The following is a 24756-nucleotide window of genomic DNA, read 5'->3' on the forward strand; positions in this document are numbered from 1 at the left end:
GGGACGCCGCCTGAAGACCGGCGAAGCCGGATCCTCGGCTGCCGCGGTACCTTTTCCGGCGACATTGCACGAACAGGAGGCACGCGTGAGCAACACCCGTTTCGATTTCATCGTCATCGGCGCCGGCACGGCGGGGTGTCTGCTCGCCAATCGCCTGTCGGCCGATCCGTCGAAGCGCGTGCTGCTGGTGGAGGCCGGCCGCAGGGACGACTACCACTGGATCCACATCCCGGTGGGCTACCTGTACTGCATCGGCAACCCGCGCACCGACTGGTGCTACCAGACCGAGCCCGACCCCGGCCTCAACGGCCGGCGCCTGCGCTACCCGCGCGGCAAGACCCTGGGCGGCTGCTCCAGCATCAACGGCATGATCTACATGCGTGGCCAGCGGCGCGACTACGAGCGCTGGGCCGAGGCCACGGGCGACGACGCCTGGCGCTGGGACGCCTGCCTGCCCGACTTCATGGCGCACGAAGACCACCACCGCCTGGACGCCGCCCAGGACGCGGCCTTCGCGGCGCTGCACGGCAACGGCCGGCGCGGCAGCACCGGCGAGTGGCGCGTGGAGAAGCAGCGCCTGCGCTGGGACATCCTTGACGCCTTCGCCCTGGCCGCGCAGCAGGCCGGTGTGCCCGCCACGGCCGACTTCAACGGCGGCGACAACGAGGGCGTGGGCTATTTCGAGGTGAACCAGAAGGCCGGCTGGCGCTGGAACGCGTCCAAGGCCTTTTTGCGACCGGTGCAGCACCGGCCCAACCTCACGGTGTGGACCGAAACCCTGACCGAGCGCCTGCTGTTCCAGCGCGGCGCCGATGGCGCGCTGCGCTGCACCGGGGCCGAGCTGCGCCGGGGCGGCGAGCGGGTCCGCGTGAGCGCCGCGCGCGAACTGGTGCTGAGCGCCGGCAGCGTGGGCTCGCCCGCGCTGCTGCAGCGCTCGGGCCTGGGCCCGGCCGGGCTGCTGCGCGGGCACGGCGTCGAGGTGCTGCACGAACTGCCCGGCGTGGGCGAGAACCTGCAGGACCACCTGCAGATCCGCGCGGTCTACAAGGTGCAGGGCGCGCCCACGCTCAACGTGCTGGCCAATTCGCTGTGGGGCAAGGCGCGCATCGGCCTGCAGTACGCGCTGTCGCGCAGCGGGCCCATGAGCATGTCGCCCAGCCAACTCGGCGCCTTCACGCGCAGCGATCCTTCACAGCCGCACGCCAACCTGGAGTACCACGTGCAGCCGCTGAGCCTGGACGCCTTCGGCGAGCCGCTGCACGCCTTCCCGGCCTTCACCGCGAGCGTGTGCAACCTCAACCCCAGCAGCCGGGGGCACGTGCGCATCACCGGTGCCGACCCCGAGGCCGCACCGGCCATCGCGCCGCTGTACCTGGCCACCGAGGAGGACCGCCGCGTGGCCGCCGACAGCCTGCGCGTGACGCGGCGCATCGTGGCCCAGCCCGCGCTGGCGAGGTACCGGCCCGAGGAGTTCAAGCCCGGCCCGCAGTACCAGAGCGACGAAGAGCTCGCGCGCCTGGCCGGCGACATCGCCAGCACCATCTTCCACCCCGTGGGCACCACCAAGATGGGTCGCGCGGACGACGACAGCGCCGTGGTCGACAGCCACCTGCGTGTGCGCGGCGTGGCCGGCCTGCGCGTGGTGGACGCGGGCGTGATGCCCACCATCACCAGCGGCAACACCAACAGCCCCACGCTGATGATCGCGGAGAAGGCCGCGCGCTGGATCCGCGAAGGCGCCTGAGTCCGCCGGCGGCGGATCGGATCGGCCTCAGCGCAAACCGCCCACGTATTTGTGGGGCGGCTCGTCCAGGGGCGCCGGCCCGGGCGCGGCGCGCAGCGCCTCGGCCGCCACGTCCAGCAGCGTCTTGCGCGGCGCCGCGCCCATGGCCACGATGGCCGCCTCCAATTTGTCGGCCCAGGGCAGCAGGTCCGCGTGGCCCTCGGCGGCGGCCCGCTCGCGCGTGAAGCGCACGATGGCGCGCGCGTACTCGGCGTTGGTGGCCAGCCATTCGGTGTCGATGACCCGGCCGGTCTTGCGCCGCAGCAGCACGTGCAGGTGCGCCGCGATGGCGAACAGCTCGCTGCCGCCGCTCACCCGCCCAGCCTCTCGTTGTGCAGGGCGGCGTCCAGGCCCTGGCGCTCGGCGTCGGCGCCCACGCGCAGACCGGCGAAGCGCGAGACGATGAACAGCACCACGGTGGTCATCACCAGGCTGTAGGCCAGCACCGCCGCGCAGGCGATGAGTTGGGTGAGCAGGCTGCCCTGTTGGCCCGAGATCGCCGGGTCGGCCAGCGCGCCGGTGAGCAGCGCGCCCACCAGCCCGCCCACGCCGTGCACGCCGAAGACGTCGAGCGAGTCGTCGGCGCGCAGCAGGCGCTTGAGCCCCGTGGCACCCCAGTAGCAGGCGAAGCCCGCCGCCACGCCGATGAGCAGGGCCGCGCGCGGGCCGACGAAACCGGCGGCCGGCGTGATGGCCACCAGCCCCGCCACCACGCCCGAGCACAGACCCAGCAGGGTGGCGCGTTGGCGGGTCCACCATTCGGCCAGCATCCAGGCCAGGGCGCCGGCCGCCGCGGCGATGTGCGTGACCACCATCGCCAGGCCCGCGCGGCCGTCGGCCGCCAGGGCCGAGCCGCCGTTGAAACCGAACCAGCCCACCCACAGCAGGCCGGTGCCGGCCATGGTGAGGCCCAGGTTGAAGGGCAGGAAGGGCTCGCGCCCATAGCCCTGGCGCGGGCCCAGGGCGTAGGCGCAGACCAGGGCGGCCGCGCCGGCGTTGATGTGCACCACGGCACCGCCGGCGAAGTCCAGCGCACCGAGCTGGGCCAGCCAGCCCCCCGGTTCCCAGACCCAATGCGCGATCGGCGCATAAACCAGCAGCAGCCACAGGCCAGCGAAGCCGAGCAGGGCGCCGAACTTCATGCGCTCCACCAGGGCGCCCACCACCAGGGCGCAGGTGATGACGGCGAAGCTGAGCTGGAACAGGGCGAACACCGACTCCGGCAGCCGCGGCGCGATGTGGCTCACGGCCACCCGCCCGTCCGGGCCGAGGTATTGCAGCCCGGCGAAGCCGGCGCGCGACAGGCCACCGATGAAGCCACCCGACTCGCCCCCGGGCGTGAAAGCCAGTGAGTAAGCGATCGCAAACCACAGAACGCTCACCAGCGCGGCGATCGCCATCACGCTGGCCATGGTGTTGAGGGCATTGAAGCGGCGCACCATGCCGCCGTAGAACAGGCCGATGCCCGGCAAGGTCATGAGCAGCACCAGGGCGGTGCTCACCATGACCCAGGCGGTGTCGGCGCCCGAGAGGCTGTCCAAGGCCGCCAGGGCGGGGCCGCTGATGTTGTCTGGCATGGCTGAAGTCCCAGGTGGTGGTGGGCGGCGTTCTGCATTTCCTGTGCCAGCGGTCGGTCCCATGCAAGGGAAAGCCCCGATGCACCCGGGCGGTGCAAGCGGCTACAGTCTCCGAGTTGCCTGGTGCTCCCTAGGGGTATCCGGGTCGTTGGAGACCGAGGAGACAACCCATACCGGCAATGCCGGGCGTGCCGAACCGGCGCACTACACGACTGGAAGAGCCGACCCAAAAGGTCGGCTTTTTCTTTTGGTGGGCCGCTTATTAATTCAATAATTCTTGTATTATTGAAGGATGGACGAACCCACCGCCATTCAATGCCTCGCCGCGCTGGCCCACGAGCACCGCCTGCGCGTATTTCGCGCCTTGGTCGTGGCCGGCGACGAGGGCCTCACGCCCGGTGCCATGACCGAGCGGCTCGACATCGCCGCCACCAAGCTGTCCTTTCACCTCAAGGAGCTGGCGAACGCCGGCCTGGTGACGCAGCAGCGCGAGGGGCGCAACCTCATCTACCGCGCGGTCTACGCGCACATGAACGGCCTGCTGGCCTACCTCACCGAGAACTGCTGCCAGGGCGCGCCGTGCGCCGTGGACGGCCCGTCCTGCGCTTGCTGATCTTTCACCGCCATGACCTCACCCGCTCCCCTGAACGTGCTCTTCCTGTGCACGCACAACGCCGCCCGCAGCATCCTGGCCGAGGCCACGCTCAACCACTTGGGCCAGGGCCGTTTCAAGGCCTACTCGGCCGGCAGCCAGCCGCGCGACAACCAGCAGCCCCACCCTTTGGCCCTGGAGGTGCTGCGGCGCGCGGGCATCGCCACCGAGGGGCTGCGCAGCAAGGGCTGGGACGAATTCGGCCGCCCCGACGCGCCGCCCATGGACCTGGTCATCACCGTCTGCGACAACGCCGCGGGCGAAACCTGCCCCTACTGGCCCGGCCAGCCGGCCACGGCCCATTGGGGCTATGCCGACCCGTCCTCGGTGACGGGGACGCCCGAGCAGCAGCTCGACGCTTTCCGGCAGACCCTGCTGGCCATCCGCCGACGGCTTGAGCTGCTGGTCAATCTGCCCGCAAGCGCCGTGGACCGCCTGGCGCTGCAGGACTCGGCGCGCGCGCTGGCCAAGGACTGATCCCATGGCCCTGCAGGACAGCGCCCTGTCGGCGCCACCGGGCGCCGCGCCCGCCATCGGTTTCTTCGAGCGCTACCTGAGCCTCTGGGTCGCGCTGTGCATCGTCGCCGGCGTGGCGCTCGGGCGGCTGCTGCCCGGTCTGTTCCACGCCATCGCCGCGCTGGAGCTGGCCCGGGTGAACCTGGTGGTGGGCGCGCTCATCTGGGTGATGGTCGTCCCGATGCTGCTGAAGATCGACTTCGCCGCACTGGGTCAGGTGCGCGCGCACGCGCGGGGCATCGGCGTCACCCTGTTCGTCAACTGGGCCGTCAAGCCCTTCTCCATGGCGCTGCTGGGCTGGTTGTTCATCCGCCACGCCTTCGCGCCCTGGCTGCCGCCGGACCAGATCGACAGCTACGTGGCCGGCCTGATCCTCTTGGCGGCCGCGCCCTGCACGGCCATGGTGTTCGTGTGGAGCCAGCTCTGCCGCGGCGACCCGTACTTCACGCTGTCGCAGGTGGCGCTCAACGACGCCATCATGGTCGTGGCCTTCGCGCCCATCGTGGCGCTGCTGCTGGGGCTGTCGTCCATCACCGTGCCCTGGGACACGCTGCTCATCTCCGTGGGCCTGTACATCGTGGTGCCCGTGGCCCTGGCCCAGGCCTGGCGCCGGGCACTGCGGCGGCGTGGCCAGGCCCGCTTCGAGGCGGTGGTGTCGCGGCTGGGGCCGCTGTCCATCGGCGCGCTGCTGCTCACGCTGGTGCTGCTGTTCGGTTTCCAGGGCGAGGCCCTGCTGGGGCAGCCCCTGGTCATCGCCCTGCTCGCGGTGCCGATCCTGGTCCAGGTGCTGCTCAATTCGGGGCTGGCCTACTGGCTCAACCGCCGGTTCGGCGTGGCGCACTGCGTGGCGGGGCCGTCGGCGCTGATCGGCGCGAGCAACTTCTTCGAACTGGCGGTGGCCACCGCCATCGGCCTGTTCGGCTTTCAGTCCGGCGCGGCGCTGGCCACGGTGGTGGGCGTGCTGATCGAGGTGCCGGTGATGCTGGCCGTGGTGGCCGCCGTGAACCGCAGCCAGGCCTGGTACGAGCGGGGCGCGGCGGGGCGGCGCGGCGCCTGAGCGCGGGCGGAGACAATCGCCGCCGTTATGGAACTGCTGCTCGTCTCGGCCGCCTCGCTGCTGGCCGGCTTCGTGGACTCGATCGTGGGCGGGGGCGGGCTGATCCTCGTGCCCGCGATGTTCGCGGTCTTTCCCCACACCCACCCGGCCACGCTGTTCGGCATCAACAAGGGCGCGGCCGTGCTGGGCACGGCGGCGGCCACGGTGCAGTACGCGCGGCGCGTGGACATGCCCTGGCGCGCGCTGCTGCCGGCGGCGGCCATGGCCTTCGCCGGCGCCATGGCGGGCGCCTGGACGGTCACCGTGGTCTCGCCCGACTTCCTGCGCCGCGCGCTGCCTTTCGTGCTGGGCGCGGTGCTGCTCTACACCCTGGCGCGCAAGGACCTGGGCCACGCGCACGATCCGGCCTTCGCCGGGCGCCGGCTGACGGCGGCGGCCTGCCTGATGGGCGCGGTCATCGGTTTCTACGACGGCTTCTTCGGCCCGGGCACCGGCAGCTTCTTCGTCTTCCTGTTCGTGCGCTGGCTGGGCTTCGACTTCCTGCACGCCAGCGCCAGCGCCAAGCTGCTGAACACGGCGTCCAACCTGGCGGCGCTGCTGCTGTTCGCGCTCAAGGGCCATGTGTGGTGGCACTACGCCCTGGTGATGGCCCTGGCCAATGTGGTGGGCAGCCTGGCCGGTACCCGGCTGGCGCTCAAGCACGGCAGCGGTTTCGTGCGCTGGGTGTTCATCGGGGTGGTGGGGGCGCTGATCCTCAAGACCACCTGGGACGCCTGGCTGCGCTAGTTCCGGCCGTGGCCTTGGTGCATCTGCACTATTCGCGTGCTGGGAAACCCTGCCTAGTATCAAGCTGGCCGCCCGTGCGCCGATGCCAAGGCCAGGGTGGCTTGGTCCGCCTTCGACGATGGAGATCCTGTCCGCCATGCCCCATACCCGCCTCCCGCGCTTTCTGCTTGCCTGCCTGACCGCCACGCTGCTGGGGTCGGGCGCCGCCACCGCTCAGGGCCTGCCGCCGACCGTGGAGGCCGACCGCCAGTTGCAACTGGCCTCCGGCGAAATGGAGAAGGAGGACAAGGGCGGCAAGGCCGACTGGCCCAAGGCGGCCGCCGCGCTCAAGGCCGCCGAGGCCACTGGCGTGCCCATGCCGGCCAACTTCGACTACCACTACGGCCGCGCCCTGCAGGCCACGGGCCAGCACGCCGCCGCCCTGGAGCGCCTGGAGCGCTACCTGCGCGTGCACGGCACCAAGGGCAAGTACTACAGCCAGGCGCTGCAGATCTACACCAGCGCCCAGGCGGGCAAGGCCGCGGCCGACGAAGCCGCGCGCCAGCGGGCCGCGGTGGCCGCGGCCTGGGTGAACGTGAAGACCACCTGGTGGAGCGTGGACGAGCTGGAGGACGGCTGCGAACGCGCCGAGAGCCGCATCGAACGCTACGCGCCGAGCGCGCGCAACCTCGATTGCTCGTGCAAGACCGGCTTCATCGAACACCCGGCCTGGCGCGACCACCAGGAGATCAGGTGCACGGTGACCTGGCAAGGCAACCTGCTGCAGGAGAAGCGCGAAACCTTCCACGGCGAGCGCAAGTACCGCACCCATTCGGGCAGCGGCTCCACGCTCGAAGGCATGAGGTCGCGCCAGGAATGAGCGGCGGGCTTGCGCGGCACGGCGGGCGCCTGGTGGCGCTGGGGGTGGCGCTGGCGGCCCTGGCGCTGTCCGCGCTGGGCGGGGCGTCCGCCCGGGCGGCCGAGATCGGCGGCCAGGGCACGCTGCGCCCCGGCGGCGGTCTGGCCCGGGTGGAGTGCTTCAAGAGCGCGACCCCGGACGTCCCCGAGGTCTGCGGGATCCACGAGATTCGCTGGAAGCTCACGACGCTGATGGGCGAGCCGGTGGCCAACGCCGGGCTCGTGTGGACCATCAGCTCGGTGAAGATCCGCGTGGGCAAGGAGGTCCGGGGCTTTCCCGTGGAGCAGCTGCCCGCGCCGCTGGAGCGGGCCGCCCGGCGCAGCGAGCTCATGGTCTACGGCCTGGGCCTCTTCATCGGCAAGGGCGGGGCGATCCTGGCCGTCGATCTGGACACGGGCGCGCCCGTGCGGCCCGATGGCCAGGTGTCGTTCAACGTGCCGGGCAGCCCCGACTGGTCGCGCTTCATCATCAGCGGCGGCTCCAGCCGGCTCCCGAGCGGCGACTTCACCATGGGGCAGCAGGGCTGGTGCGCCCGGGAGGGGCGAAGCCACCTGTCGCCGGCCGACGCCAAGGACGCCATGCGCGGGGGCGTCAAACTGACGGAACTGATCATCTGCCCGCGCAGCTCGGCCAGCGCCAGCGCGCTGGCGAGCGCTTTGCAGGCGTTCTGCGAGAAGACGCCGCAGCTCGCGTACTGCGAGAAAAAGCCGAAGCCGGACAAACCCGATCTGGCCCATGCCGACGCCCTGGACAAAGCGGCCGACGCCCCCGACGTGCGCCGCGTGCACGCGCGCCTGGTCGAGGCCTTCCGCCAGGCGTCCGAGGCGGCCTGCCGCCAGGAACTGGCGCCCGTGCAGGCCTGCCGGCGCCAGCAATGCCCCGACCCGCAGGGCCCCGACGAGGCCCGCTGCAAGGCGATGCCGGGCCGGCCGTGGCGCGACATCGGCCCCTTGCTGACGCGCGTGGACAACTCGCCCTGCGACGCGCGCTGCGAACGCGAGCGCGAGCGCAACCGCGAGGAAGCGCGCCAGGCGCGCGAGCGCGAAGCGCGCGAATTCGAGGCCAGGGAAGCGGCCTGGGTGTCGCAATGGGGTGAGCTGTCGCGCCAGTGCCAGGCCAACCGGGAGGCCCGCGCGGCCCAGGCGCGCTGCGTGCAGGCATCGGAAAGCCGCTGCAACCCGGGCGGGCTCACGCCCCAAACCTGCCTGGACCGGCGCATGGCCGGCGCGCCCACGTCCGCCGCGGCGCAGGCGGTGTTCGACCAGCAGACGCAGGAGCGTCGCCGCGCCGACGAGCGCCCGCGCTTCCTGGACTGAGGCGGGGAGCCCGCCCTGGCGGGCCGGGCGGGCACCCGCGCCGCCGGCGCCGCCTCAGGGCGCCGTGGCCGCGGGCACCTCGGGTGGCCAGACCACGTCGCTCACGCGCCGCGGCGTGCCGATGGGCGGACCGCCCCCGCCGGCCTGCAGGGCGGCGATGTCCTGCTCGCTCGGGTACTGGCCGAGCAGCAGGTAGTCGAACACGCGGCGCGCGATGGGCGCGGCCGCGGCGGCGCCGAAGCCGGCGTTTTCCACGATCACGGCCAGCGCCACGCGCGGCTCGTCGGCCGGCGCGAAGGCCAGGTAGAGCGAGTGGTCGCGCTGGTGCTCTTCCAGCTTGCGGGCGTCGTAGCGCTCGCGCTGGCCGATGGTGACGGCCTGCGCCGTGCCGGTCTTGCCGCCGCTGGTGTAGCCGGCGCCCGAGAACACGCGCGCCGAAGTGCCCTCGGTGGTGACGGCCTGCATGGCGCTGAGCACGACGCGCACGTGCTCGGGCTTGAAGTTCAGGTTCTCGGTCGGCGGCGTGGGCAGCGGCTCGACCTGGCCGGTGAGTGGGTTGCGCCGCGCCAGCGACAGGTGCGGCGTGCGCTTGACGCCGCCGTTGGCCAGGGTGGCCATGGCGTTGGCCATCTGCAGCATGGTGAAGTTGTTGTAGCCCTGGCCGATGCCCAGCGAAACGGTCTCGCCCGCGTACCAGCGCTGTGCCTCGGGGCGCTTGTAGGTGTCGCGCTTCCATTGCTGGCTGGGCAGCACGCCGCGCACCTCGCCCTTGAGGTCGATGCCCGTGAGCTGGCCGATGCCCAGGGGCTTCATGAAGTCGTGGATGGCGTCCACGCCCATCTCGTTGGCCAGCGAATAGAAGTAGACGTTGCTCGACTTGATGATGGCGCGGCGCATGTCCACCGCGCCCAGGCCGCCGTCGCCGTGGCTGCGGAAACGGTGGTTGCCCAGCATCCAGTAGCCGGGGTCGTTGATGGCGGTCTCGGCCTTGCGCGCGCCGGTCTCCAGCGCGGCCATGGCCATGAAGGGCTTGTAGGTGGAGCCCGGCGGGTAGGTGCCGCGCAGGGCGCGGTTGAGCAGCGGCTTGTCGATCGACTCGTTGAGCGCGCGCCAGTTGTCGACGTCGATGCCCTCGACGAAGAGGTTGGGATCGAAGGTGGGCTTGGAGACCAGGGCCAGTACCTCGCCATTGCGCGGGTCGATCGCCACCAGGGCGCCCCGGCGATCGCCGTACAGCGTCTCGACCAGGTTCTGCAGCTTGGCGTCGATGGTGAGCACCACGGTGTCGCCCGGCGTGGGCGGCGTGGCCGCGAGCGAGCGCACCGCGCGCCCGCCGGCCGAGGTCTCCACCCGCTCGAAGCCGGTGGTGCCGTGCAGGGTCTGCTCGTGCTGCTGCTCGGCGCCGAGCTTGCCGATGTACTCGGTGCCGCGGTAGTTGGCCTGGTCTTCCTCGGGCCAGTCGGCGATGAGCTCCTTTTCGCGCTGGTTGATGCGGCCGATGTAGCCGATCACGTGGCTGGCGGTTTCGCCGTTGGGGTAGTGGCGCAGCAGCCGCGCGCGCACCTCCACGCCGGGGAAGCGGTAGCGCTGGGCCGTGAAGCGCGCCACCTCCTCGTCGCTCAGCCGGGTGCGGATGGGCAGGGAGTCGAAGCGGTGCGACTCCTCCAGCAGCTTGCGGAAGCGCCGCTCGTCGCGCGGGGAGATCTCCACCAGCTCGCGCAGGCCGGCGATGGTGTCGTCGAGGTCCTCGATCTGCGAGCGCGTGATCTCCAGGGTGTAGGCCGAGTAGTTGCTGGCCAGCACGCGGCCTTCGCGGTCGACGATCTGGCCCCGGTTGGGCACCACCGGCAGCACCGCCGTGCGGTTGCTCTCGGCCTGGGCCATGAACTCCTCGTGCCGGGTCACCTGCAGCCAGGTCATGCGCGCCACGATCAGGCCGAAGGCGAACAGCACCGTCAGCGCGATCACGATCACGCGCTGGCGAAACTGCCAGATGTCCGCGTCGACGTTGCGCAGTTCAGTCATGTGCGTTCACCCGAGGGCTCTGTGCGCGAGGTGGCCCGACCCAGGGCACCCCGGACCGGCTTTGCCGGGCCGGGGGCGCGCCTTGCAGGCCGCGCCCGTGCCAGAGGCGCAGGCTCTTCGGGCCGCCCAAGCCTGCGCAGGCAGGCTCGGAGCCGCGGCCCTCAGCCCCCTCGAGGGGGGCGCGCGAAGCGCGGCGGGGGTGTCCATCTAGATCGGTCGGTTGTCGTCCGGGTCGGGTGCGCGGCGCTGGGGGGCCAGCAGCATCACCGTCACCACGGGCCACAGCATGGCCTCGAACAGCGGCGAAAGGAAGTAGGGCCAGCCCGGGAAGCTGCCGCCGGCCAGCAGGCGCACCACCATGCCGATGAGGTGTGCCGCCACGAACAGCGGCAGCACCTGCAGCGACTGCGCCGGCACCGGGAACCACAGCAGCCGCCGGTGCATGGCCACGGCGCCGAAGGCCATGACGGTGTAGGACAAGGCGTGCTGGCCGAGCAGGGCGCCCTGGTGCACGTCCATGACCAGGCCGAAGAAGAAGGCCGTGCCCACACCGATGCGCAGTGGCTGGTGCACGCACCAGAACACCAGGCTGAGCGCGAGCAGGTCGGGCACCCAGGCGGCGCGGCCGAACAGGCCCATGTTGAGCAGCATGTTCAGCGCCAGCGCGCAGATCAGGCTGAACCAGATGAAGACGGGGTTGGCGGGCAGCAGCAGTTGCTGGCCGGGGCGCATGATCATGGCCGAGCCCCCTGGCGACCGGGCCGGCTGGCGGCCTTGGCGCCCGGCACGGGCCCGGGCTGGGTGGCGTCCGCGGCGGGTGCGGCCGCGGGGGGCGGCGGCAGCTGCGCGCCCGCGGGCTCCAGCACCAGCACGTGCAGCGCGCCGTCCATGCGGGCCAGGGCCTCGGCGCGGATGCGCATGAAGGACGAGCCGCTCTGGCGCTCCACGGCGGTGACGCGCGCCACCGGCAGGCCGGGCGGGTACACCGCGTCCACACCGCTGGTGGTGAGCAGGTCGCCTTCGCGGATGTCGGTCTCGGCCAGGGTGTAGCGCAGTTCCAGGCCGTCGCCGTCGCTGGCCGGCTGGCCGTAGGCCACGCTGCGCACGCCGGAGCGGACGTCGAGCACGGGGATGGCCTGGTCGCGGTCCACCAGCAGGCTGACCTCGGCGATCAGCGGGTACACGCGCGTCACCTGGCCCAGCACGCCCGACTCGTCGATCACCGGCGCGCCGGCCACCACGCCATGCGTCTGGCCGCGGTCGATGACCACGCGGCGGGAGTAGGGGTCGGCGGCGTCGTACACCACCTGGGCGCCGATGGCGCCGGCCTTCACGCGCTCGCGCATGGACAGCAGTTCGCGCAGGCGCTGGTTTTCATTCATCAGCTGGTCCACCTGCAGGCTGCGCGCGGCCTGGTCGGCCAGTCGGCGCACGGCATCGGCTTCGTTCTGCTGGGCGGTGTGCAGGCTGGTGACGTAGCCGCCGGCCGCGCCCACCAGCTGCACGGGCTGAAGCACCGCCCACTGCACGGGGTACAGCGCCGTGGCCAGTGCCGCGCGCACGGGCTGCGCCACGCGAAAGCGCAGGTCGGCCACCATCAGGAACAGCGCCACGGCGCTGAACACGATCAGCTTGGACAGGGCCGAGGGGCCCTGCTTGAAGAACGGCGGTGGGGTGCGGTCCAGCGTGCCCAGTGGCATGGCGGCTCGCCGCGCGGAACGCGGCCTTTATTCGCTGGTGAAGATCGTGCCCAGGCGCTCCATGCGCTCCAGGGCCATGCCGCAGCCGCGCACCACGCAGGTCAGGGGCTCTTCGGCCACCAGCACGGGCAGGCCGGTCTCTTCGGCGAGCAGGCGGTCGAGGTCGCGCAGCAGCGCGCCGCCGCCGGTGAGCATCATGCCGCGCTCGGCGATGTCGGCGCCGAGCTCGGGCGGGGTCTGCTCGAGCGCGTTCTTCACCGCGCTGACGATCTGGTTGAGCGGCTCGGTGAGGGCTTCCAGCACCTCGTTGGAGCTGATGGTGAAGCTGCGCGGCACGCCCTCGGAGAGGTTGCGGCCCTTGACCTCCATCTCGCGCACTTCCGAACCGGGAAAGGCCGAGCCGATTTCCTTCTTGATCGCCTCGGCGGTGGGCTCGCCGATGAGCATGCCGTAGTTGCGGCGGATGTAGGCAATGATGGCGTCGTCGAACTTGTCGCCGCCCACGCGCACGCTGCCCTTGTAGACCATGCCGCCGAGGCTGATGACGCCCACCTCGGTGGTGCCGCCGCCGATGTCGACCACCATGGAGCCCGAGGCGTCGGACACCGGCAGGCCGGCGCCGATGGCCGCGGCCATGGGTTCTTCGATCAGGTAGACCTCGCTGGCGCCCGCGCCCAGGGCCGACTCGCGGATGGCGCGGCGCTCGACCTGGGTCGAGCCGCAGGGCACGCAGATGATGATGCGCGGGCTCGGCTTGAACATCGAGCGCGGGTGCACCATCTTGATGAACTGCTTGAGCATCTGCTCGGTGACCGTGAAGTCGGCGATCACGCCGTCCTTCATCGGGCGGATGGCCTCGATGTTGCCGGGCACCTTGCCGAGCATGGCCTTGGCTTCGCGGCCCACCGCCTGGATGGTCTTCTTGCCCTGAGGACCGCCTTCGTGGCGGATGGACACGACCGAGGGCTCGTCGAGCACGATGCCCTTGTTGCGCACGTAGATGAGGGTGTTGGCGGTGCCGAGGTCGATGGCCAGGTCGGTCGAAAAACTCCGACGGAACGCTTCAAACATGGTGGGTGAATCCTGTGGGATGCGTCAGCTCACGCGCACGCGTGCAGCCGGGGGTGGGGCCGGGGTCGGACCGGGGCATCGGGGCTAAGTGATTGATTCGGTGGCGAAAACCGGGCCAAAAGGCCGGCTCCGCTGAACGCAGGATAATACCCGAACGCCTGTGTACAACCGCATCAAAACAGGCCTGTTTGCCCCTCAAACGGGCCGTTTTGCATCCGGTTGCAGGCCCGTGCCGCCCTGGCGGCGCGGGTCCCTTCACCTCCCAGCACCATGTCCCTGACCCCCAACGACATCGGGCGCATCGCCCACCTGGCGCGCCTGGAACTCGACGCCGAGCACAGCGAGCGCCTGCTTGGCCAGCTCAATGGCTTCTTCGACATCGTCGAGCGCATGAAGGCCGTCGACACCACCGGCGTCGAGCCCCTGGCCCATCCCACCGCCGTGATGGAGGACGTGGCCTTGCGTCTGCGCCCCGACGTGGTGAGCGAGCCGAACGCGCGCGAGGCCAACCAGAAGAGCGCCCCGGCCGTGGAAAACGGCCTGTTCCTGGTGCCGAAGGTGATCGAATGAGCGCGCCGGATCTGCACCAGATGGGCGTGGCCGAGCTGGCCCAGGCCCTGGCCGACAAAAAGACCAGCAGCACCGAGGCGACGCAACACCTGCTGGCGCGGGCGAAACAGCACGAGGCCCTGGGCGCCTACCTGGCGCTCGACGAAGAGGTCTCGCTGGCCCAGGCCCGGGCCGCCGACGCGCGCATCGCCGCCGGCGAGCGCACGCCGCTGCTGGGCGTGCCGATCGCGCACAAGGACATCTTCGTCACGCGCGACTTTCCCACCACCGCCGGCTCCAAGATGCTGGAGGGCTACCGCAGCCCCTTCGACGCCACCGTGGTGGCCCGGCTCGGGCAGCAGGGCGCGGTGACCCTGGGCAAGCTCAACTGCGACGAGTTCGCCATGGGCTCGGGCAACGACAACTCCGCCTTCGGCCCCGCGCGCAACCCCTGGGACCCGGCCCGCGTGCCGGGTGGCTCGTCGGGGGGCTCCGCCGCGGTCGTGGCCGCGCGCCTGGCGCCCGCCGTCACCGGCACCGACACCGGCGGCTCCATCCGACAGCCCGCCGGCTTCTGCGGCGTGACCGGCATCAAGCCCACCTATGGCCGCTGCTCGCGCTACGGCATGGTGGCCTTTGCCTCCAGCCTGGACCAGGCCGGCCCCATGGCGCGCAGCGCGGCCGATTGCGCCACGCTGCTCACGGCCATGGCCGGGCCCGACATCGACCGCGATTCCACCAGCCTGGACCACCCGGCCGAGGACTACGGCCGCCTGCTGGGCAAGACCTGGGGCGAGGGGCGCGACGGCGCCAGCGCCGCGCAGCCGCTCAAGGGCCTGCGCATCGGCATCCCCGAGGAGTGGATGAACTGGGCGGACGACGCCCCGACCACGGACCAGCGCGTGTCCGGCGACGTCACCCTGCGGGTGTCGGGCGCGCTGAAGCAGCTCGAGGCGCTCGGTGCCAGCCTGCGCCGCATCCGCCTGCCGCGGACGGAGATGTCCATCCCGGCGTACTACATCATCGCGCCCGCCGAGGCGAGCTCGAACCTCAGCCGCTACGACGGCGTGAAGTTCGGCCACCGCGCCGCGAAGTACGACGACCTGCTGGACATGTACAAAAAGTCGCGCAGCGAGGCCTTCGGCGCCGAGGTACAGCGGCGCATCATGATCGGCACCTACGTGCTGAGCCACGGCTACTACGACGCCTACTACCTCAAGGCCCAGCAGATCCGCCGCCTCATCGCGCAGGACTTCCGCGCCGCCTTCGCCGAATGCGACCTGATCGCCGGGCCGGTCGCGCCCACGGTGGCCTGGAAGATCGGCGAACTGGCCGACGACCCGGTCGCCGCCTACCTGGCGGACATCTATACCCTGCCCGCCTCGCTCGCGGGCCTGCCGTGCATGAGCGTGCCGGCCGGGCTCGGCGCCACCAGCGGCCTGCCCGTCGGCCTGCAGCTCGTCGGCGACTACCTGAAGGAGGCCGAGCTGCTGCAGGTGGCGCACGCCCTCCAGCAGGCCACGGACTGGCACACGCACGCCCCCGCGGGGTACTGACCATGAGCAAAGCAAGCCCTTCCCTGCTGGTGCACGGCTACGAGGTCGTGATCGGCTTCGAGACGCACACCCAACTGGCCACGCGGTCCAAGATCTTCAGCCGCGCGGCCACCGCCTTCGGCGCCGAGCCCAACACCCAGGCCAGCGCGGTGGACCTCGCCTTGCCTGGCACCCTGCCCGTGATGAACCGCGAGGCCGTGGCCTGCGCCATCCGCCTGGGCCTGGCCGTGGGCGCGCACATCGCCGAGCGCAGCGTTTTCGCGCGCAAAAACTACTTCTACCCCGACCTGCCCAAGGGCTACCAGATCAGCCAGTACGAGATTCCGGTGGTGCAGGGCGGCGCGGTCAGTTTCTACCTGGGCGACGACAAGAAGACCGTGCGCCTGGTGCGCGCGCACCTGGAGGAAGACGCCGGCAAGAGCCTGCACGAGGACTTCATCGGCCAGAGCGGCATCGACCTCAACCGCGCGGGCACGCCGCTGCTGGAGATCGTGACCGAGCCCGACATCCGCTCCAGCGCCGAGGCCGTGGCCTACGCGAAGGAGCTGCACAAGATCGTCACCTGGATCGGCATCTGCGACGGCAACATGCAGGAGGGCTCGTTCCGCTGCGACGCCAACGTCTCGGTGCGCAAGCCCGGGGCGCCGCTGGGCACGCGCCGCGAGATCAAGAACCTGAACTCGTTCAAGTTCATGCAGCAGGCCATCGACTACGAGGTGCGCTGGCAGATCGAACAGATCGAGGACGGCCACGCCATCGAGCAGGCCACGGTGCTGTTCGACCCCGACACGGGCGAGACGCGCGCCATGCGCACCAAGGAAGACGCGGCCGACTACCGCTACTTCCCCGACCCCGACCTGCCGCCACTGGTGGTGTCGCGCGACTGGGTGGCCGAGGTCAAGGCCGCCATGCCCGAGCTGCCGCGCGCCATGGCCGAGCGCTTCGTGCAGCAGTACGCCCTGCCCGAGTACGACGCCACCACGCTGACGCAAAGCCCCGCGATGGCGGCCTACTTCGAGGCCGCGGCCCAGGCCAGCGGCCAGGCCAAGATGGCCAGCAACTGGGTGATGGGCGAGGTCTCGCGCCGGCTCAACAACGAAAACAGGGACTTTGCCAAAGTGCCGGTGAGCGTTTCGCAATTGGCGTTGCTTCTCGAACGTATCGCTGACGGCACGCTGTCAAACAAAACAGCCAAGCAAGTGATGGACCAGCTGTGGGACAGCGGCGGCGCTTCCGTGGACGCCGTGATCAAGGGTCAAGGCCTCCAACAGGTCAGCGACAGCGGTGCGATCGAGAAGATCATCGACGAGGTGATGGCCGCCAACGCCGAGATGGTGGCCCAGTTCCGCGCCGGCAAGGACAAGGCCTTCAACGCCCTGGTGGGCCAGGCCATGAAGGCCAGCAAGGGCAAGGCCAACCCGCAGCAGGTGAACGACCTGCTGCGCCAGAAACTGGGTTGAGGCCCCTGTTGGGGTCCTTGTTCGCGGACGGGGGCCGGTTCAGCGGCTCTGCGCGGCGGTGCCGGCCCAGAGCTGCTTGAGCTTGGCCAGCTCTTCGTCGAAGCGCGCGTTCACGCGCTGCTTCTCCTGCGTCTGGTCGACCAGGAAGCGCTTCTGCACGTCCATCTGCTTGTCGTTGTCCTCGACCTTGCGCCGCAGCCACAGCGGGGCCTTGGCCAGGTCGCCCTGGTAGAACTCCAGCTCCTGCGCGATGCCCTTGCGCTGTTCGATCAGGGCCGCTTCGCGCTTGTGCACGGCGGCGATGACGTCGTCGATCTGCGCCAGCGCCTCCTGGCGCTCCTTGTCGTGCACGCCCTGGTTGGGGTAGCGGATCAGCAGCGCGCGCTCGCGCCGGCGCTCCTCTTGGAGGCGGGCCTGCTCTTCCTGCTCGGCGCGGCGCTTGGCCTCGACCTTCTCGCGCTCCTCGCGCGTGTAGCTGGGCGGGATCACCTCGCGCACGGTGCCGGTGCGGCCCAGGCGCTGCTGCTCGCGGTCCAGGCAGTCGACGATGGGACGGTCGGAGGTGATGCGCCGGCCCTTGCCGTCGGTGCAGGTGTAGATGGACTGCGTGTTGTTCTGCGCTTGCGCGCCCAGCGACAGCAGCAGCAGGGCCGCCGCGCCAGCGAGTCGGGAGCGGTGGGGCAGGGACATCGGCAGCGGCAGGCGGTTCATGGTGGTGGGGTGGGTCAGTTCACGCCGTAGCGGGCCCGGTAGGCCAGCACGCGGTCGCGGTGCGCCGCGACCTCGCCGCCCGCCTGGGCGGACAGATACTGAAGCAAATCATCGAGCTTCGCAATCGAACAGACCTGCAGGCCGAGCTGGCGTTGCACGTACTGCACGGCACTGTGATCCACGTCGCGGACCACGCCGTCGGGGCCGGGCTCGGTGGCCTTCTCCTGGCGGTCCAGCGCGATGGCGACGGCGCTCGGCGTGGCGCCGGCGGCGCGGATTAGGGCGATGGACTCGCGCGCGGCCGTGCCGGCGCTCATGACGTCGTCGACGATCAGCACGCGGCCTTGCAGCGGCGCGCCCACCAGGGTGCCGCCTTCGCCGTGGTCCTTGGCTTCCTTGCGGTTGTAGGCGAAGGGCACGTTGCGGCCCAGGCGGGCGAGCTCGATGGCCACGGCCGCGCCCAGCGGGATGCCCTTGTAGGCCGGGCCGAAGATCATGTCGAAGGCAACCCCGCTGTCGAGCAGCGCGCGTGCATAGAATGCCGCGAGCCGGCCCAGCTTGGCCCCGTCGTCGAACAGGCCGGCGTTGAAAAAATAGGGCGAGAGGCGCCCGGCCTTGGTCTTGAATTCGCCGAACTTCAGTGCGCCGGCCTCGACGCAGAACTTCACGAACGCCTGGGCCAGCGGCTCATCGGCCGCGCCTGCCATCACCATATGAGGATTTCCTTGTGTTCAATCTGACCAGCCTCAACCTCAACGGCATCCGCTCGGCCACCACCAAAGGCCTCGAAGACTGGCTGGCGAAAAGTGCGCCGGATTGTATTTGCATGCAGGAAGTGAAGGCCCAGGCGGCCGATGTGGCCGGTCGCTTCGAGGAACTGGCCGGGATGCGCGGGCACTTCCATTTCGCGCAGAAAAAGGGCTACGCGGGCACAGCCGTCTTCACGCGCCACGAGCCGAGCGCGGTGCTCACCGGCTTCGGCACGCACGAGTTCGACGACGAGGGCCGCTACACCGAGCTGCGTTTCGACACGCCCCGGCGCAAGCTGTCGATCATCAGCGTGTACTTCCCCAGCGGCTCGTCCGGTCCCGAGCGGCAGGAATCCAAGTACCGCTTCCTGGCGGCCTTCTTCCCGCACCTGGTGACGCTCAAGTCGCAGCGCGAATTCATTCTCTGTGGCGACGTGAACATCGCGCACACGCAGAACGACCTGAAGAACTGGCGCAGCAACCAGAAGAACAGCGGCTTCCTGCCCGAGGAGCGGGCCTGGATGACCCAGCTGTTCGCCGAAGTGGGCCTGATCGACGTCTACCGCCAACTGCAGCCCGACACCACCGACGCCTGCTACACGTGGTGGAGCAACCGCGGCCAGGCCTGGGCCAACAACGTGGGGTGGCGGCTGGACTACCACCTGGCCACACCGGCGATGGCCGCGCACGCGCGCACCGAGGCCATCTACAAGGCGCAGCGCTTCTCGGACCACGCGCCGATCACCATCGGCTACGACTTCACGCTCTGAGAGGGCCACGGCGCCTGGGCCGCCGGCCCGCGGTGCGCGCATGCCCCGACGAAACACGCCCCACCCATGACCGACTTCCCCCTGCGCCTGGCCACGCGAAAGAACGGCGCCCGCGACGGCGAACTCATGCTGGTCAGCCCCGACGCCCGGCGCTGGGCGCCGGCCGCGGGCCCCGCCCGCACCCTGCAGGCCCTGCTCGACGACTGGGCGGCCCTGACCCCTGCGCTGGACGAGCAGCGGCGCGGGCTGGACGCCAGCGGCTGGGCCTCGGCGGCGCCGTTCGAGGCGTCCGCCTGCATGGCCCCGCTGCCCCGCGCGTTTCAGTGGGCCGACGCCTCGGTCTACCGCAACCACGCCCGCCTGATCTACCAGTGGCGCCAGGAGCCCATTCCGCCGCGCTACGAGGAAGAGCCCCTGGTGTACCAAGGCGGCTCGGACGTGATGATCGGCCCCGAGGACCCCATCGTCGCGGTCGACGAGGCGCACCAGATCGACCTGGAGGCGGAGATCGCCGTGGTGACGACGGACGTGCCCATGGGCACCTCGGCGGCCCAGGCGGGCGATTGCATCGCCCTGGTCGTGCTGCTCAACGACGTGTCGCTGCGTGGCCTCATCCCCAGCGAACTGGCCAAGGGCTTCGGCTTCTACCAGAGCAAGCCGGCCACGAGCTTCGCCCCCATCGCGCTGACCCCCGCGGCCCTGGGCGCCGCCTGGAAGGACGGCATGCCTGACCTGCGGGTGCGCATCCGCATCAACGGCGGCTGGTTCGGCGAACCCTCGGCCAACGAGGACACGGTCTTCAACTTCCCGCAGATCATCGAGCACCTGGCGCGCACGCGTGGCCTGGGCGCGGGCAGCATCGTCGGCGCCGGCACGATCAGCAACGCCGACCCGCGCTCGGGCAGCGCCTGCATCACCGAGGCCCGTGTGCGGGCGCAGCTGGGTGGCGCGCCCGAGGCCGATCTGCCGCGCTACCTGCGCCACGGGGACCGCGTCGGCATCGAGGCGGTCGGCGCGGACCCGTCCGACGCCCTGTTCGGCGCCATCGACCAGCGCGTCGAGGTCCGAGGGAGGCGCTGAGCGATGCTGCGCTACCGCACCATTCCCGTCACCGCTTTCGCCCAGAACTGCTCCATCGTCTGGTGCGACGAGGCGATGGAGGCCGCGGTCATCGACCCGGGCGGCGACCTGGACACCCTGCTGGAGGAGGCGCGGCGCCTGGGCGTCGCGCTCAAGGCCATCTGGCTCACGCACGCGCACATCGACCACGCGGGCGCCACGGCCGAGCTGGCGCGGCGCCTGTCGCTGCCCATCATCGGCCCGCACGAAGGCGACCGCTTCTGGATCGACGCCCTGCCGCAACAGGGCGCCATGTTCGGCTTCCCGCCGGCCGAGACCTTCACGCCCACGCGCTGGCTGGTCGATGGCGACACGGTGCGCATCGGCCGCTGCGAACTCGCGGTGCGCCACTGTCCGGGCCATACGCCGGGGCATGTGGTGTTCCATTCGAAGGACGCGCAGCGCGCCTTCGTGGGCGACGTGCTGTTCGTGGGCAGCATCGGCCGCACGGACTTCCCCGGCGGCAACCACGCGCAACTGCTGGCCAGCATCCGCGAGCGGCTTTGGCCCATGGGGGACGAGACGGTGTTCATCCCCGGGCACGGGCCCGAGGGCCGCTTCGGGCAGGAGCGGCGCTCCAACCCCTTCGTGGGCGATCGGGGCTGAGCCTCAGCCCTTGCGGGCCCGTTCGTACAGCCCCTGCACCTTGGGCACGTTGGCCTCGAGCTGGCGGATGCGCTCCGGCCCCGTCGGGTGGGTGGACAGGAAGCCCGGCGCCGCGCCGCCGCCGGCCGCGGCCATCTTCTGCCACAGCGTGACGGCCGCGCGCGGCTGGTAGGCCGAGCGCGCCGCGAGCTCCAGGCCCACCAGGTCGGCCTCGGTTTCGTCGTCGCGGCTGTACTTCAGGCTCAGCAGCTGCGTGCCCAGGTTGGCCGCCACGTCGCCGAGCTGGCCCAGGCCCAACAGCTGCGCGGCGATGGACAGACCGATGCCGGTGGCGTTGGTCTTGGCCACGCGCGAGCGCGCGTGTTCGCGCAGGGCGTGCGCCATCTCGTGGCCCATGATCATCGCGGCCTCGTCGTCGCTGAGCTTGAGCTTGTCGAGGATGCCGGTGTAGAAGGCGATCTTGCCGCCGGGCATGCAGAAGGCGTTGATCTGCTCGCTGCGGATGAGGTTGACCTCCCACTGCCAGCGCGTGGCGCGCTTGTTCCACTGCGGGGAATGCGGAATGAGGCGCTGCGCCATGTTGCGCAGGCGCAGGACCTGCGGGTCGCCACCAGCCACCAGCGCGCCCTTGGCCTTGGCCTCGGCCATCATCTGGCCGTACTGCTGGGTGGCGGCGTTTTCCAATTCCTCGGCCGGCACCAGGTTGCGCAGGGCCGAGCCCTGGCCCACGTCGACCTGCGCGAGCGCCGGCGCGGCGGCGGCCGCGCCGGCGGCGAGCACGAAGGCGCGGCGCGCCGACCACACCGGTTCGGTGCGGGGCGGGGCGCCGTCACGGGTCTTGAGGTCGCAGAGGAAGCACATGGGCGAATAATAGGCAAAGCCGCGCGCGCCTGCGTGACGGCCCTTCACCATCCATCGCATGCCGACCGACGCCAACCCGCCCACGCCCGCCGCCGATCAACGCCTGTCGTGGGCCCAGACGCTGCGCGTCTACCTCGAACCCGCCAGCCTGCGCATGTTCGCGCTCGGCTTCTCGGCCGGCCTGCCGCTGCTGCTGGTGCTGGGCACGCTGAGCTTTCGCCTGCGCGAGGCCGGCATCGACCGCACCACCATTGGTTACCTGAGCTGGGTGGGCCTGGCCTATGGCTTCAAGTGGTGCTGGGCGCCGCTGGTGGACCGGCTGCCGATCCCGCTGCTGACGCGCGCGTTGGGGCGGCGCCGCAGCTGGCTGCTGCTCTCGCAACTGGCCATCGTGGCGGGGCTGGTGGGCATGGCGCTGGCCGACCCGCGCGCCGGGCTGGATGCCGTGGTCTGGTGCGCCCTGGCGGTGGCCTTCGCCTCGGCCACGCAGGACATCGCGCTGGACGCCTTTCGCATCGAATCGGCCGACACCCAGCGACAGGGCGCGCTGGCCGCCACCTACCAGACCGGCTACCGCCTGGCCATGATCTGGGCCGGCGCCGGGGTGCTGTGGCTGGCCGCGCGCGCCGAGACCACGGGCGGTGGCTACCAGCAGGGTGCCTGGTCTACGGCCTACCTGGCGATGGCCGCCAGCATGGCCGTGGGCGTGCTCACCGTGCTGTTCTCGCGCGAGCCGGTGCGCGTGGAACTGCCGCCCGCACGCGACTTCCGCGAGTGGCTGCGCACCGCCCTGATCGAGCCCTTCGCCGACTTCCTGCGCCGCTACGGCAAGCACGCGGTGCTGGTGCTGGCGCTGATCGGCGTCTACCGCATCAGCGACGTGGTGATGGGCATCATGGCCAACCCCTTCTACGTCGACATGGGCTACACCAAGGACCAGGTGGCCGCGGTGAGCAAGGTCTATGGCGTCATCATGACCCTGCTGGGCGCCTTCATCGGCGGCGCGCTGTCCATGCGCCTGGGCGTGATGCGCGTGCTCATGCTGGGCGCGGTGCTGTCGGCCGCCAGCAACCTGCTGTTCGCCTGGCTCTCCGGCCAGGCGGCGAGCCTGACGGCGCTGATCCTGGTCATCTCGGCCGACAACCTGAGCGCCGGCGTGGCCTCGGCGGCCTTCATCGCCTTTCTCTCCGGCCTCACGAACGTGAGCTACTCGGCCACGCAGTACGCGCTGTTCAGCTCCATGATGCTGCTGGCGCCGAAGTGGGTGGCGGGGTACTCGGGCGCCTTCGTCGACCACTTCGGCTACACGCCGTTCTTCATCGGTACGGCGCTGCTCGGCCTGCCGGTGCTGCTGCTGATCTGGCTGGCCACGCGCTGGCTGCCGGTGCCATCCACGGCCGCGGTCCCTAGCGCTGACTCACCAGCCAGGCCCGGATCGCCGGCTTGACGACCTTGCCCAGCGCGGTGCGCGGCAGGGCGTCGACGCGGTGCCAGTGCCGCGGCCACTTGTAGCGCGCCAGGCGGCCCTCCAGCGCGGCGGACACGCCGCTCTGCCAGTCCTCGGGAGCGGTCTCGCGCAGCACCACCACGGCCACGCAGGCCTCGCCCCAGCGCTCGTCGGGGCGGCCGACCACGGCGCACTCGGCCACCCAGGGGTGCTCGGCGAGCAGCTGCTCGATCTCGGCCGGGTAGATGTTCTCGCCGCCCGAGATGATCATGTCCTTGGCGCGGCCCACCACCACGTAGCTGCCGTCGGGGTCCTGGCGCGCCAGATCGCCGCTGTGAAAGAAGCCCTCGGCGTCCAGCGCCGCGATGTCGGGCCAGTACAGCCCCACCACGTTGGGGCCGCGCACGCAGATTTCGCCCACACGGCCGCTCGCCACGGGCTCGCCATCGGTACCGACGAGCCGGATCTCCACGCCCGGCGCGGGCCAGCCGCAGGAGCCCACGTGGTCCATGGCCTCGGCCGGGCCGAGGGCGATGGAGAACGGGCCGGTCTCGGTGCTGCCATAGACGTTGCACACCGGCAGGCCGCGCGCGTGGCAGGCCCGCAGCAGGTCGGCCGGCAGCAGGCTGGAGCCCGCCCACAGGGCGCGCAGGCAGGACAGATCGGCCCGGGCCCAGCGCGGGTGCTGCACCAGGGCCTGCAGCGTGGCGGGCACCTGCAGCGTCAGCGTGGGGCGCGAGGCGGCCAGGGCGTCGAACACGGCGCCGGGGTCGAAGCGGCGGTGCAGCAACACGGTGGCGCCGCGTGAGAGCGCGGGCAGCGTCTGGATGCACAGGCCGCCCACGTGGAACAGCGGCAGCGCGGTGAGGACCGTGTCCCGCTCGGTGATCTCCTGCACTTGCGCGGCGATGGCCATGTTGGCGAGCAGGTTGGCCTGGGTGTGGACCGCCCCCTTGGGCTGGCCGGTGGTGCCCGAGGTGTAGACCAGCAGCACCGGGTCGTCCGGGCCGCCCTCGTGGGCCGCGTGGCCGTCCGGGGGCTCGGTGGGCGGCTCGTCGCCGCCATCCAGGGCTTCCACGGGCATCGCCGCGAGGCCGTGCGCGGCGGCCAGCGCGCGGGCCGGTTCGGCAAAGGCCTCGTCGTGCACCAGCAACACCGGGGCGCTGTCGTTCAGCACGGCGGCCCATTCGGCGGGCGCCAGTCGGTGGTTCAGCGGCACCAGCAGGGCGCCGCGCCGGGCCAGCGCGAACAGCAGGGCGATCTGTGCGGGGTGGTTGAAGCCCAGCCAGGCCACGCGCAGGCCGCGCTCCACGGGCAGGGCCTGCGCCAGCGCCCGGGCGCGCTGCGCCAGCGTGGCGTAGTCGAGAGACTGCCACTGCGGATCGCCGCCGTCCCAGCGCAGAGCGGGGTGGCGGGGATGGATCTGGGCGCGTTGCGCGAGCAGCGCGTCCAGGGTGTCGGCGGCGGTCGTCGGCATGGACAGGGGCATGGCGGGGGCGGGATGGTCACCGGGTGGCGGACATGGAGAGCACCATGATTTACCCAAC

24 protein-coding genes are annotated in these 24756 nt (G+C 71.2%); 14 read left to right on the forward strand and 10 right to left on the reverse strand.

The features are described from left to right. The first annotated feature begins 85 nt into the window (after positions 1 to 85). Positions 86 to 1744, forward strand: a complete 1659-nt coding sequence (locus SOM08_RS01080) for a GMC family oxidoreductase (RefSeq protein ID WP_116958944.1) — start codon at positions 86 to 88, stop codon at positions 1742 to 1744. Positions 1745 to 1771: 27 nt separating this feature from the next. Here the strand turns inward: SOM08_RS01080 and SOM08_RS01085 are convergent, their stop codons facing one another. Together SOM08_RS01085 and SOM08_RS01090 are read right to left on the reverse strand one after the other, a co-directional pair. Next, positions 1772 to 2098: a hypothetical protein gene (locus tag SOM08_RS01085; RefSeq protein ID WP_116958943.1), complete on the reverse strand. Its 327-nt coding sequence runs from the start codon at positions 2096 to 2098 to the stop codon at positions 1772 to 1774. Continuing rightward, positions 2095 to 3360: an ammonium transporter gene (locus tag SOM08_RS01090; RefSeq protein ID WP_116958942.1), complete on the reverse strand. Its 1266-nt coding sequence runs from the start codon at positions 3358 to 3360 to the stop codon at positions 2095 to 2097. The genes SOM08_RS01085 and SOM08_RS01090 overlap by 4 nt, the downstream gene beginning before the upstream one ends. A gap of 292 nt (positions 3361 to 3652) precedes the next feature. On the opposite strand from SOM08_RS01090, the gene SOM08_RS01095 reads away from it, so the two are divergent. From SOM08_RS01095 to SOM08_RS01120, 6 genes are all read left to right on the forward strand, one after another. Further along, a complete protein-coding gene (locus SOM08_RS01095) occupies positions 3653 to 3973 on the forward strand; it encodes an ArsR/SmtB family transcription factor (protein ID WP_116958941.1) in 321 nt (106 codons plus the stop codon). 12 nt (positions 3974 to 3985) lie between these two features. Continuing rightward, positions 3986 to 4489, forward strand: coding sequence for an arsenate reductase ArsC (locus tag SOM08_RS01100; RefSeq protein ID WP_116958940.1), 504 nt, complete (start codon positions 3986 to 3988; stop codon positions 4487 to 4489). Positions 4490 to 4493: 4 nt separating this feature from the next. Then, complete coding sequence (gene arsB / locus SOM08_RS01105; protein WP_116958939.1) at positions 4494 to 5585, forward strand: ACR3 family arsenite efflux transporter; 1092 nt, start codon at positions 4494 to 4496, stop codon at positions 5583 to 5585. Positions 5586 to 5612: 27 nt separating this feature from the next. Continuing rightward, positions 5613 to 6371 carry a sulfite exporter TauE/SafE family protein gene (locus SOM08_RS01110; RefSeq protein WP_070400193.1) on the forward strand — a complete coding sequence of 253 codons (759 nt, stop codon included), beginning with the start codon at positions 5613 to 5615 and terminating at the stop codon, positions 6369 to 6371. 136 nt (positions 6372 to 6507) lie between these two features. After that, complete coding sequence (locus SOM08_RS01115) at positions 6508 to 7230, forward strand: hypothetical protein (protein ID WP_147326216.1); 723 nt, start codon at positions 6508 to 6510, stop codon at positions 7228 to 7230. After that, the gene (locus tag SOM08_RS01120; RefSeq protein WP_322469881.1) at positions 7227 to 8585 is read left to right on the forward strand and encodes a hypothetical protein; all 1359 of its coding nucleotides are present in this window, start codon (positions 7227 to 7229) and stop codon (positions 8583 to 8585) included. Before SOM08_RS01115 ends, SOM08_RS01120 begins: the two co-directional genes overlap by 4 nt. Positions 8586 to 8639: 54 nt before the next feature. Here SOM08_RS01120 and mrdA read toward each other — a convergent pair whose 3' ends face one another. The 4 genes from mrdA to SOM08_RS01140 form a co-directional block, all read right to left on the reverse strand. After that, positions 8640 to 10610, reverse strand: a complete 1971-nt coding sequence (mrdA, locus tag SOM08_RS01125; RefSeq protein ID WP_116958936.1) for a penicillin-binding protein 2 — start codon at positions 10608 to 10610, stop codon at positions 8640 to 8642. Between the two features lie 207 nt (positions 10611 to 10817). Continuing rightward, positions 10818 to 11348, reverse strand: coding sequence for a rod shape-determining protein MreD (gene mreD / locus SOM08_RS01130; RefSeq protein WP_116958935.1), 531 nt, complete (start codon positions 11346 to 11348; stop codon positions 10818 to 10820). After that, positions 11345 to 12310: a rod shape-determining protein MreC gene (gene mreC / locus SOM08_RS01135; protein WP_116958934.1), complete on the reverse strand. Its 966-nt coding sequence runs from the start codon at positions 12308 to 12310 to the stop codon at positions 11345 to 11347. The genes mreD and mreC overlap by 4 nt, the downstream gene beginning before the upstream one ends. A 27-nt stretch (positions 12311 to 12337) precedes the next feature. Further along, a complete protein-coding gene (locus SOM08_RS01140) occupies positions 12338 to 13381 on the reverse strand; it encodes a rod shape-determining protein (RefSeq protein WP_009519392.1) in 1044 nt (347 codons plus the stop codon). Between the two features lie 270 nt (positions 13382 to 13651). Between SOM08_RS01140 and gatC the strand changes: the two genes are divergently transcribed. From gatC to gatB, 3 genes are read left to right on the forward strand one after another with little or no spacing between them, the layout of a single operon-like run. Further along, positions 13652 to 13951 carry an Asp-tRNA(Asn)/Glu-tRNA(Gln) amidotransferase subunit GatC gene (gene gatC, locus SOM08_RS01145; RefSeq protein WP_116958933.1) on the forward strand — a complete coding sequence of 100 codons (300 nt, stop codon included), beginning with the start codon at positions 13652 to 13654 and terminating at the stop codon, positions 13949 to 13951. Continuing rightward, positions 13948 to 15486: an Asp-tRNA(Asn)/Glu-tRNA(Gln) amidotransferase subunit GatA gene (gatA, locus tag SOM08_RS01150; RefSeq protein ID WP_116958932.1), complete on the forward strand. Its 1539-nt coding sequence runs from the start codon at positions 13948 to 13950 to the stop codon at positions 15484 to 15486. The genes gatC and gatA overlap by 4 nt, the downstream gene beginning before the upstream one ends. A gap of 2 nt (positions 15487 to 15488) precedes the next feature. After that, positions 15489 to 16946, forward strand: coding sequence for an Asp-tRNA(Asn)/Glu-tRNA(Gln) amidotransferase subunit GatB (gene gatB / locus SOM08_RS01155; protein ID WP_322469882.1), 1458 nt, complete (start codon positions 15489 to 15491; stop codon positions 16944 to 16946). 39 nt (positions 16947 to 16985) lie between these two features. Here gatB and SOM08_RS01160 read toward each other — a convergent pair whose 3' ends face one another. Continuing rightward, positions 16986 to 17657, reverse strand: coding sequence for a DUF4124 domain-containing protein (locus SOM08_RS01160; RefSeq protein ID WP_245980943.1), 672 nt, complete (start codon positions 17655 to 17657; stop codon positions 16986 to 16988). Between the two features lie 14 nt (positions 17658 to 17671). Next, positions 17672 to 18370, reverse strand: a complete 699-nt coding sequence (pyrE, locus tag SOM08_RS01165; RefSeq protein ID WP_322469883.1) for an orotate phosphoribosyltransferase — start codon at positions 18368 to 18370, stop codon at positions 17672 to 17674. 14 nt (positions 18371 to 18384) lie between these two features. On the opposite strand from pyrE, the gene SOM08_RS01170 reads away from it, so the two are divergent. The 3 genes from SOM08_RS01170 (at position 18385) to SOM08_RS01180 (ending at position 20901) form a co-directional block, all read left to right on the forward strand. After that, positions 18385 to 19176: an exodeoxyribonuclease III gene (locus tag SOM08_RS01170; RefSeq protein WP_116958929.1), complete on the forward strand. Its 792-nt coding sequence runs from the start codon at positions 18385 to 18387 to the stop codon at positions 19174 to 19176. A gap of 66 nt (positions 19177 to 19242) precedes the next feature. Further along, positions 19243 to 20256 (forward strand): fumarylacetoacetate hydrolase family protein, encoded by a 1014-nt coding sequence (locus SOM08_RS01175; protein WP_116958928.1) that lies wholly within the window; start codon positions 19243 to 19245, stop codon positions 20254 to 20256. 3 nt (positions 20257 to 20259) lie between these two features. Beyond that, entirely contained in the window at positions 20260 to 20901 is a 642-nt protein-coding gene (locus SOM08_RS01180) for an MBL fold metallo-hydrolase (protein WP_116958927.1), read from the forward strand. Positions 20902 to 20904: 3 nt separating this feature from the next. On the opposite strand, the gene SOM08_RS01185 is transcribed toward SOM08_RS01180, so the two are convergent. Further along, positions 20905 to 21762: a M48 family metallopeptidase gene (locus tag SOM08_RS01185; RefSeq protein ID WP_322469884.1), complete on the reverse strand. Its 858-nt coding sequence runs from the start codon at positions 21760 to 21762 to the stop codon at positions 20905 to 20907. Positions 21763 to 21820: 58 nt separating this feature from the next. Here SOM08_RS01185 and SOM08_RS01190 point away from each other — a divergent pair, with 58 nt between their 5' ends. Then, entirely contained in the window at positions 21821 to 23209 is a 1389-nt protein-coding gene (locus tag SOM08_RS01190; protein WP_322469885.1) for an AmpG family muropeptide MFS transporter, read from the forward strand. On the opposite strand, the gene SOM08_RS01195 is transcribed toward SOM08_RS01190, so the two are convergent. Further along, positions 23169 to 24698 carry an AMP-binding protein gene (locus SOM08_RS01195; RefSeq protein WP_322469886.1) on the reverse strand — a complete coding sequence of 510 codons (1530 nt, stop codon included), beginning with the start codon at positions 24696 to 24698 and terminating at the stop codon, positions 23169 to 23171. The genes SOM08_RS01190 and SOM08_RS01195 overlap by 41 nt on opposite strands. Positions 24699 to 24756: the final 58 nt, after the last annotated feature.

The organism is Hydrogenophaga sp. SNF1 (assembly GCF_034421675.1).
GTDB classification, from domain to species: domain Bacteria; phylum Pseudomonadota; class Gammaproteobacteria; order Burkholderiales; family Burkholderiaceae_C; genus Hydrogenophaga; species Hydrogenophaga borbori.

What these genes read in the sequence shown, in the direction of transcription:
- SOM08_RS01090 (WP_116958942.1), bottom strand. Translation starts at nt 3,360, where the DNA reads ATGCCAGACAACATCAGCGGCCCCGCCCTGGCGGCCTTGGACAGCCTC.
- SOM08_RS01095 (WP_116958941.1), top strand. Translation starts at nt 3,653, where the DNA reads ATGGACGAACCCACCGCCATTCAATGCCTCGCCGCGCTGGCCCACGAG.
- SOM08_RS01100 (WP_116958940.1), top strand. Translation starts at nt 3,986, where the DNA reads ATGACCTCACCCGCTCCCCTGAACGTGCTCTTCCTGTGCACGCACAAC.
- arsB (WP_116958939.1), top strand. Translation starts at nt 4,494, where the DNA reads ATGGCCCTGCAGGACAGCGCCCTGTCGGCGCCACCGGGCGCCGCGCCC.
- SOM08_RS01110 (WP_070400193.1), top strand. Translation starts at nt 5,613, where the DNA reads ATGGAACTGCTGCTCGTCTCGGCCGCCTCGCTGCTGGCCGGCTTCGTG.
- SOM08_RS01115 (WP_147326216.1), top strand. Translation starts at nt 6,508, where the DNA reads ATGCCCCATACCCGCCTCCCGCGCTTTCTGCTTGCCTGCCTGACCGCC.
- SOM08_RS01120 (WP_322469881.1), top strand. Translation starts at nt 7,227, where the DNA reads ATGAGCGGCGGGCTTGCGCGGCACGGCGGGCGCCTGGTGGCGCTGGGG.
- mrdA (WP_116958936.1), bottom strand. Translation starts at nt 10,610, where the DNA reads ATGACTGAACTGCGCAACGTCGACGCGGACATCTGGCAGTTTCGCCAG.
- mreD (WP_116958935.1), bottom strand. Translation starts at nt 11,348, where the DNA reads ATGATCATGCGCCCCGGCCAGCAACTGCTGCTGCCCGCCAACCCCGTC.
- mreC (WP_116958934.1), bottom strand. Translation starts at nt 12,310, where the DNA reads ATGCCACTGGGCACGCTGGACCGCACCCCACCGCCGTTCTTCAAGCAG.
- SOM08_RS01140 (WP_009519392.1), bottom strand. Translation starts at nt 13,381, where the DNA reads ATGTTTGAAGCGTTCCGTCGGAGTTTTTCGACCGACCTGGCCATCGAC.
- gatC (WP_116958933.1), top strand. Translation starts at nt 13,652, where the DNA reads ATGTCCCTGACCCCCAACGACATCGGGCGCATCGCCCACCTGGCGCGC.
- gatA (WP_116958932.1), top strand. Translation starts at nt 13,948, where the DNA reads ATGAGCGCGCCGGATCTGCACCAGATGGGCGTGGCCGAGCTGGCCCAG.
- gatB (WP_322469882.1), top strand. Translation starts at nt 15,489, where the DNA reads ATGAGCAAAGCAAGCCCTTCCCTGCTGGTGCACGGCTACGAGGTCGTG.
- SOM08_RS01160 (WP_245980943.1), bottom strand. Translation starts at nt 17,657, where the DNA reads ATGAACCGCCTGCCGCTGCCGATGTCCCTGCCCCACCGCTCCCGACTC.
- pyrE (WP_322469883.1), bottom strand. Translation starts at nt 18,370, where the DNA reads ATGGTGATGGCAGGCGCGGCCGATGAGCCGCTGGCCCAGGCGTTCGTG.
- SOM08_RS01175 (WP_116958928.1), top strand. Translation starts at nt 19,243, where the DNA reads ATGACCGACTTCCCCCTGCGCCTGGCCACGCGAAAGAACGGCGCCCGC.
- SOM08_RS01180 (WP_116958927.1), top strand. Translation starts at nt 20,260, where the DNA reads ATGCTGCGCTACCGCACCATTCCCGTCACCGCTTTCGCCCAGAACTGC.
- SOM08_RS01185 (WP_322469884.1), bottom strand. Translation starts at nt 21,762, where the DNA reads ATGTGCTTCCTCTGCGACCTCAAGACCCGTGACGGCGCCCCGCCCCGC.
- SOM08_RS01190 (WP_322469885.1), top strand. Translation starts at nt 21,821, where the DNA reads ATGCCGACCGACGCCAACCCGCCCACGCCCGCCGCCGATCAACGCCTG.
- SOM08_RS01195 (WP_322469886.1), bottom strand. Translation starts at nt 24,698, where the DNA reads ATGCCCCTGTCCATGCCGACGACCGCCGCCGACACCCTGGACGCGCTG.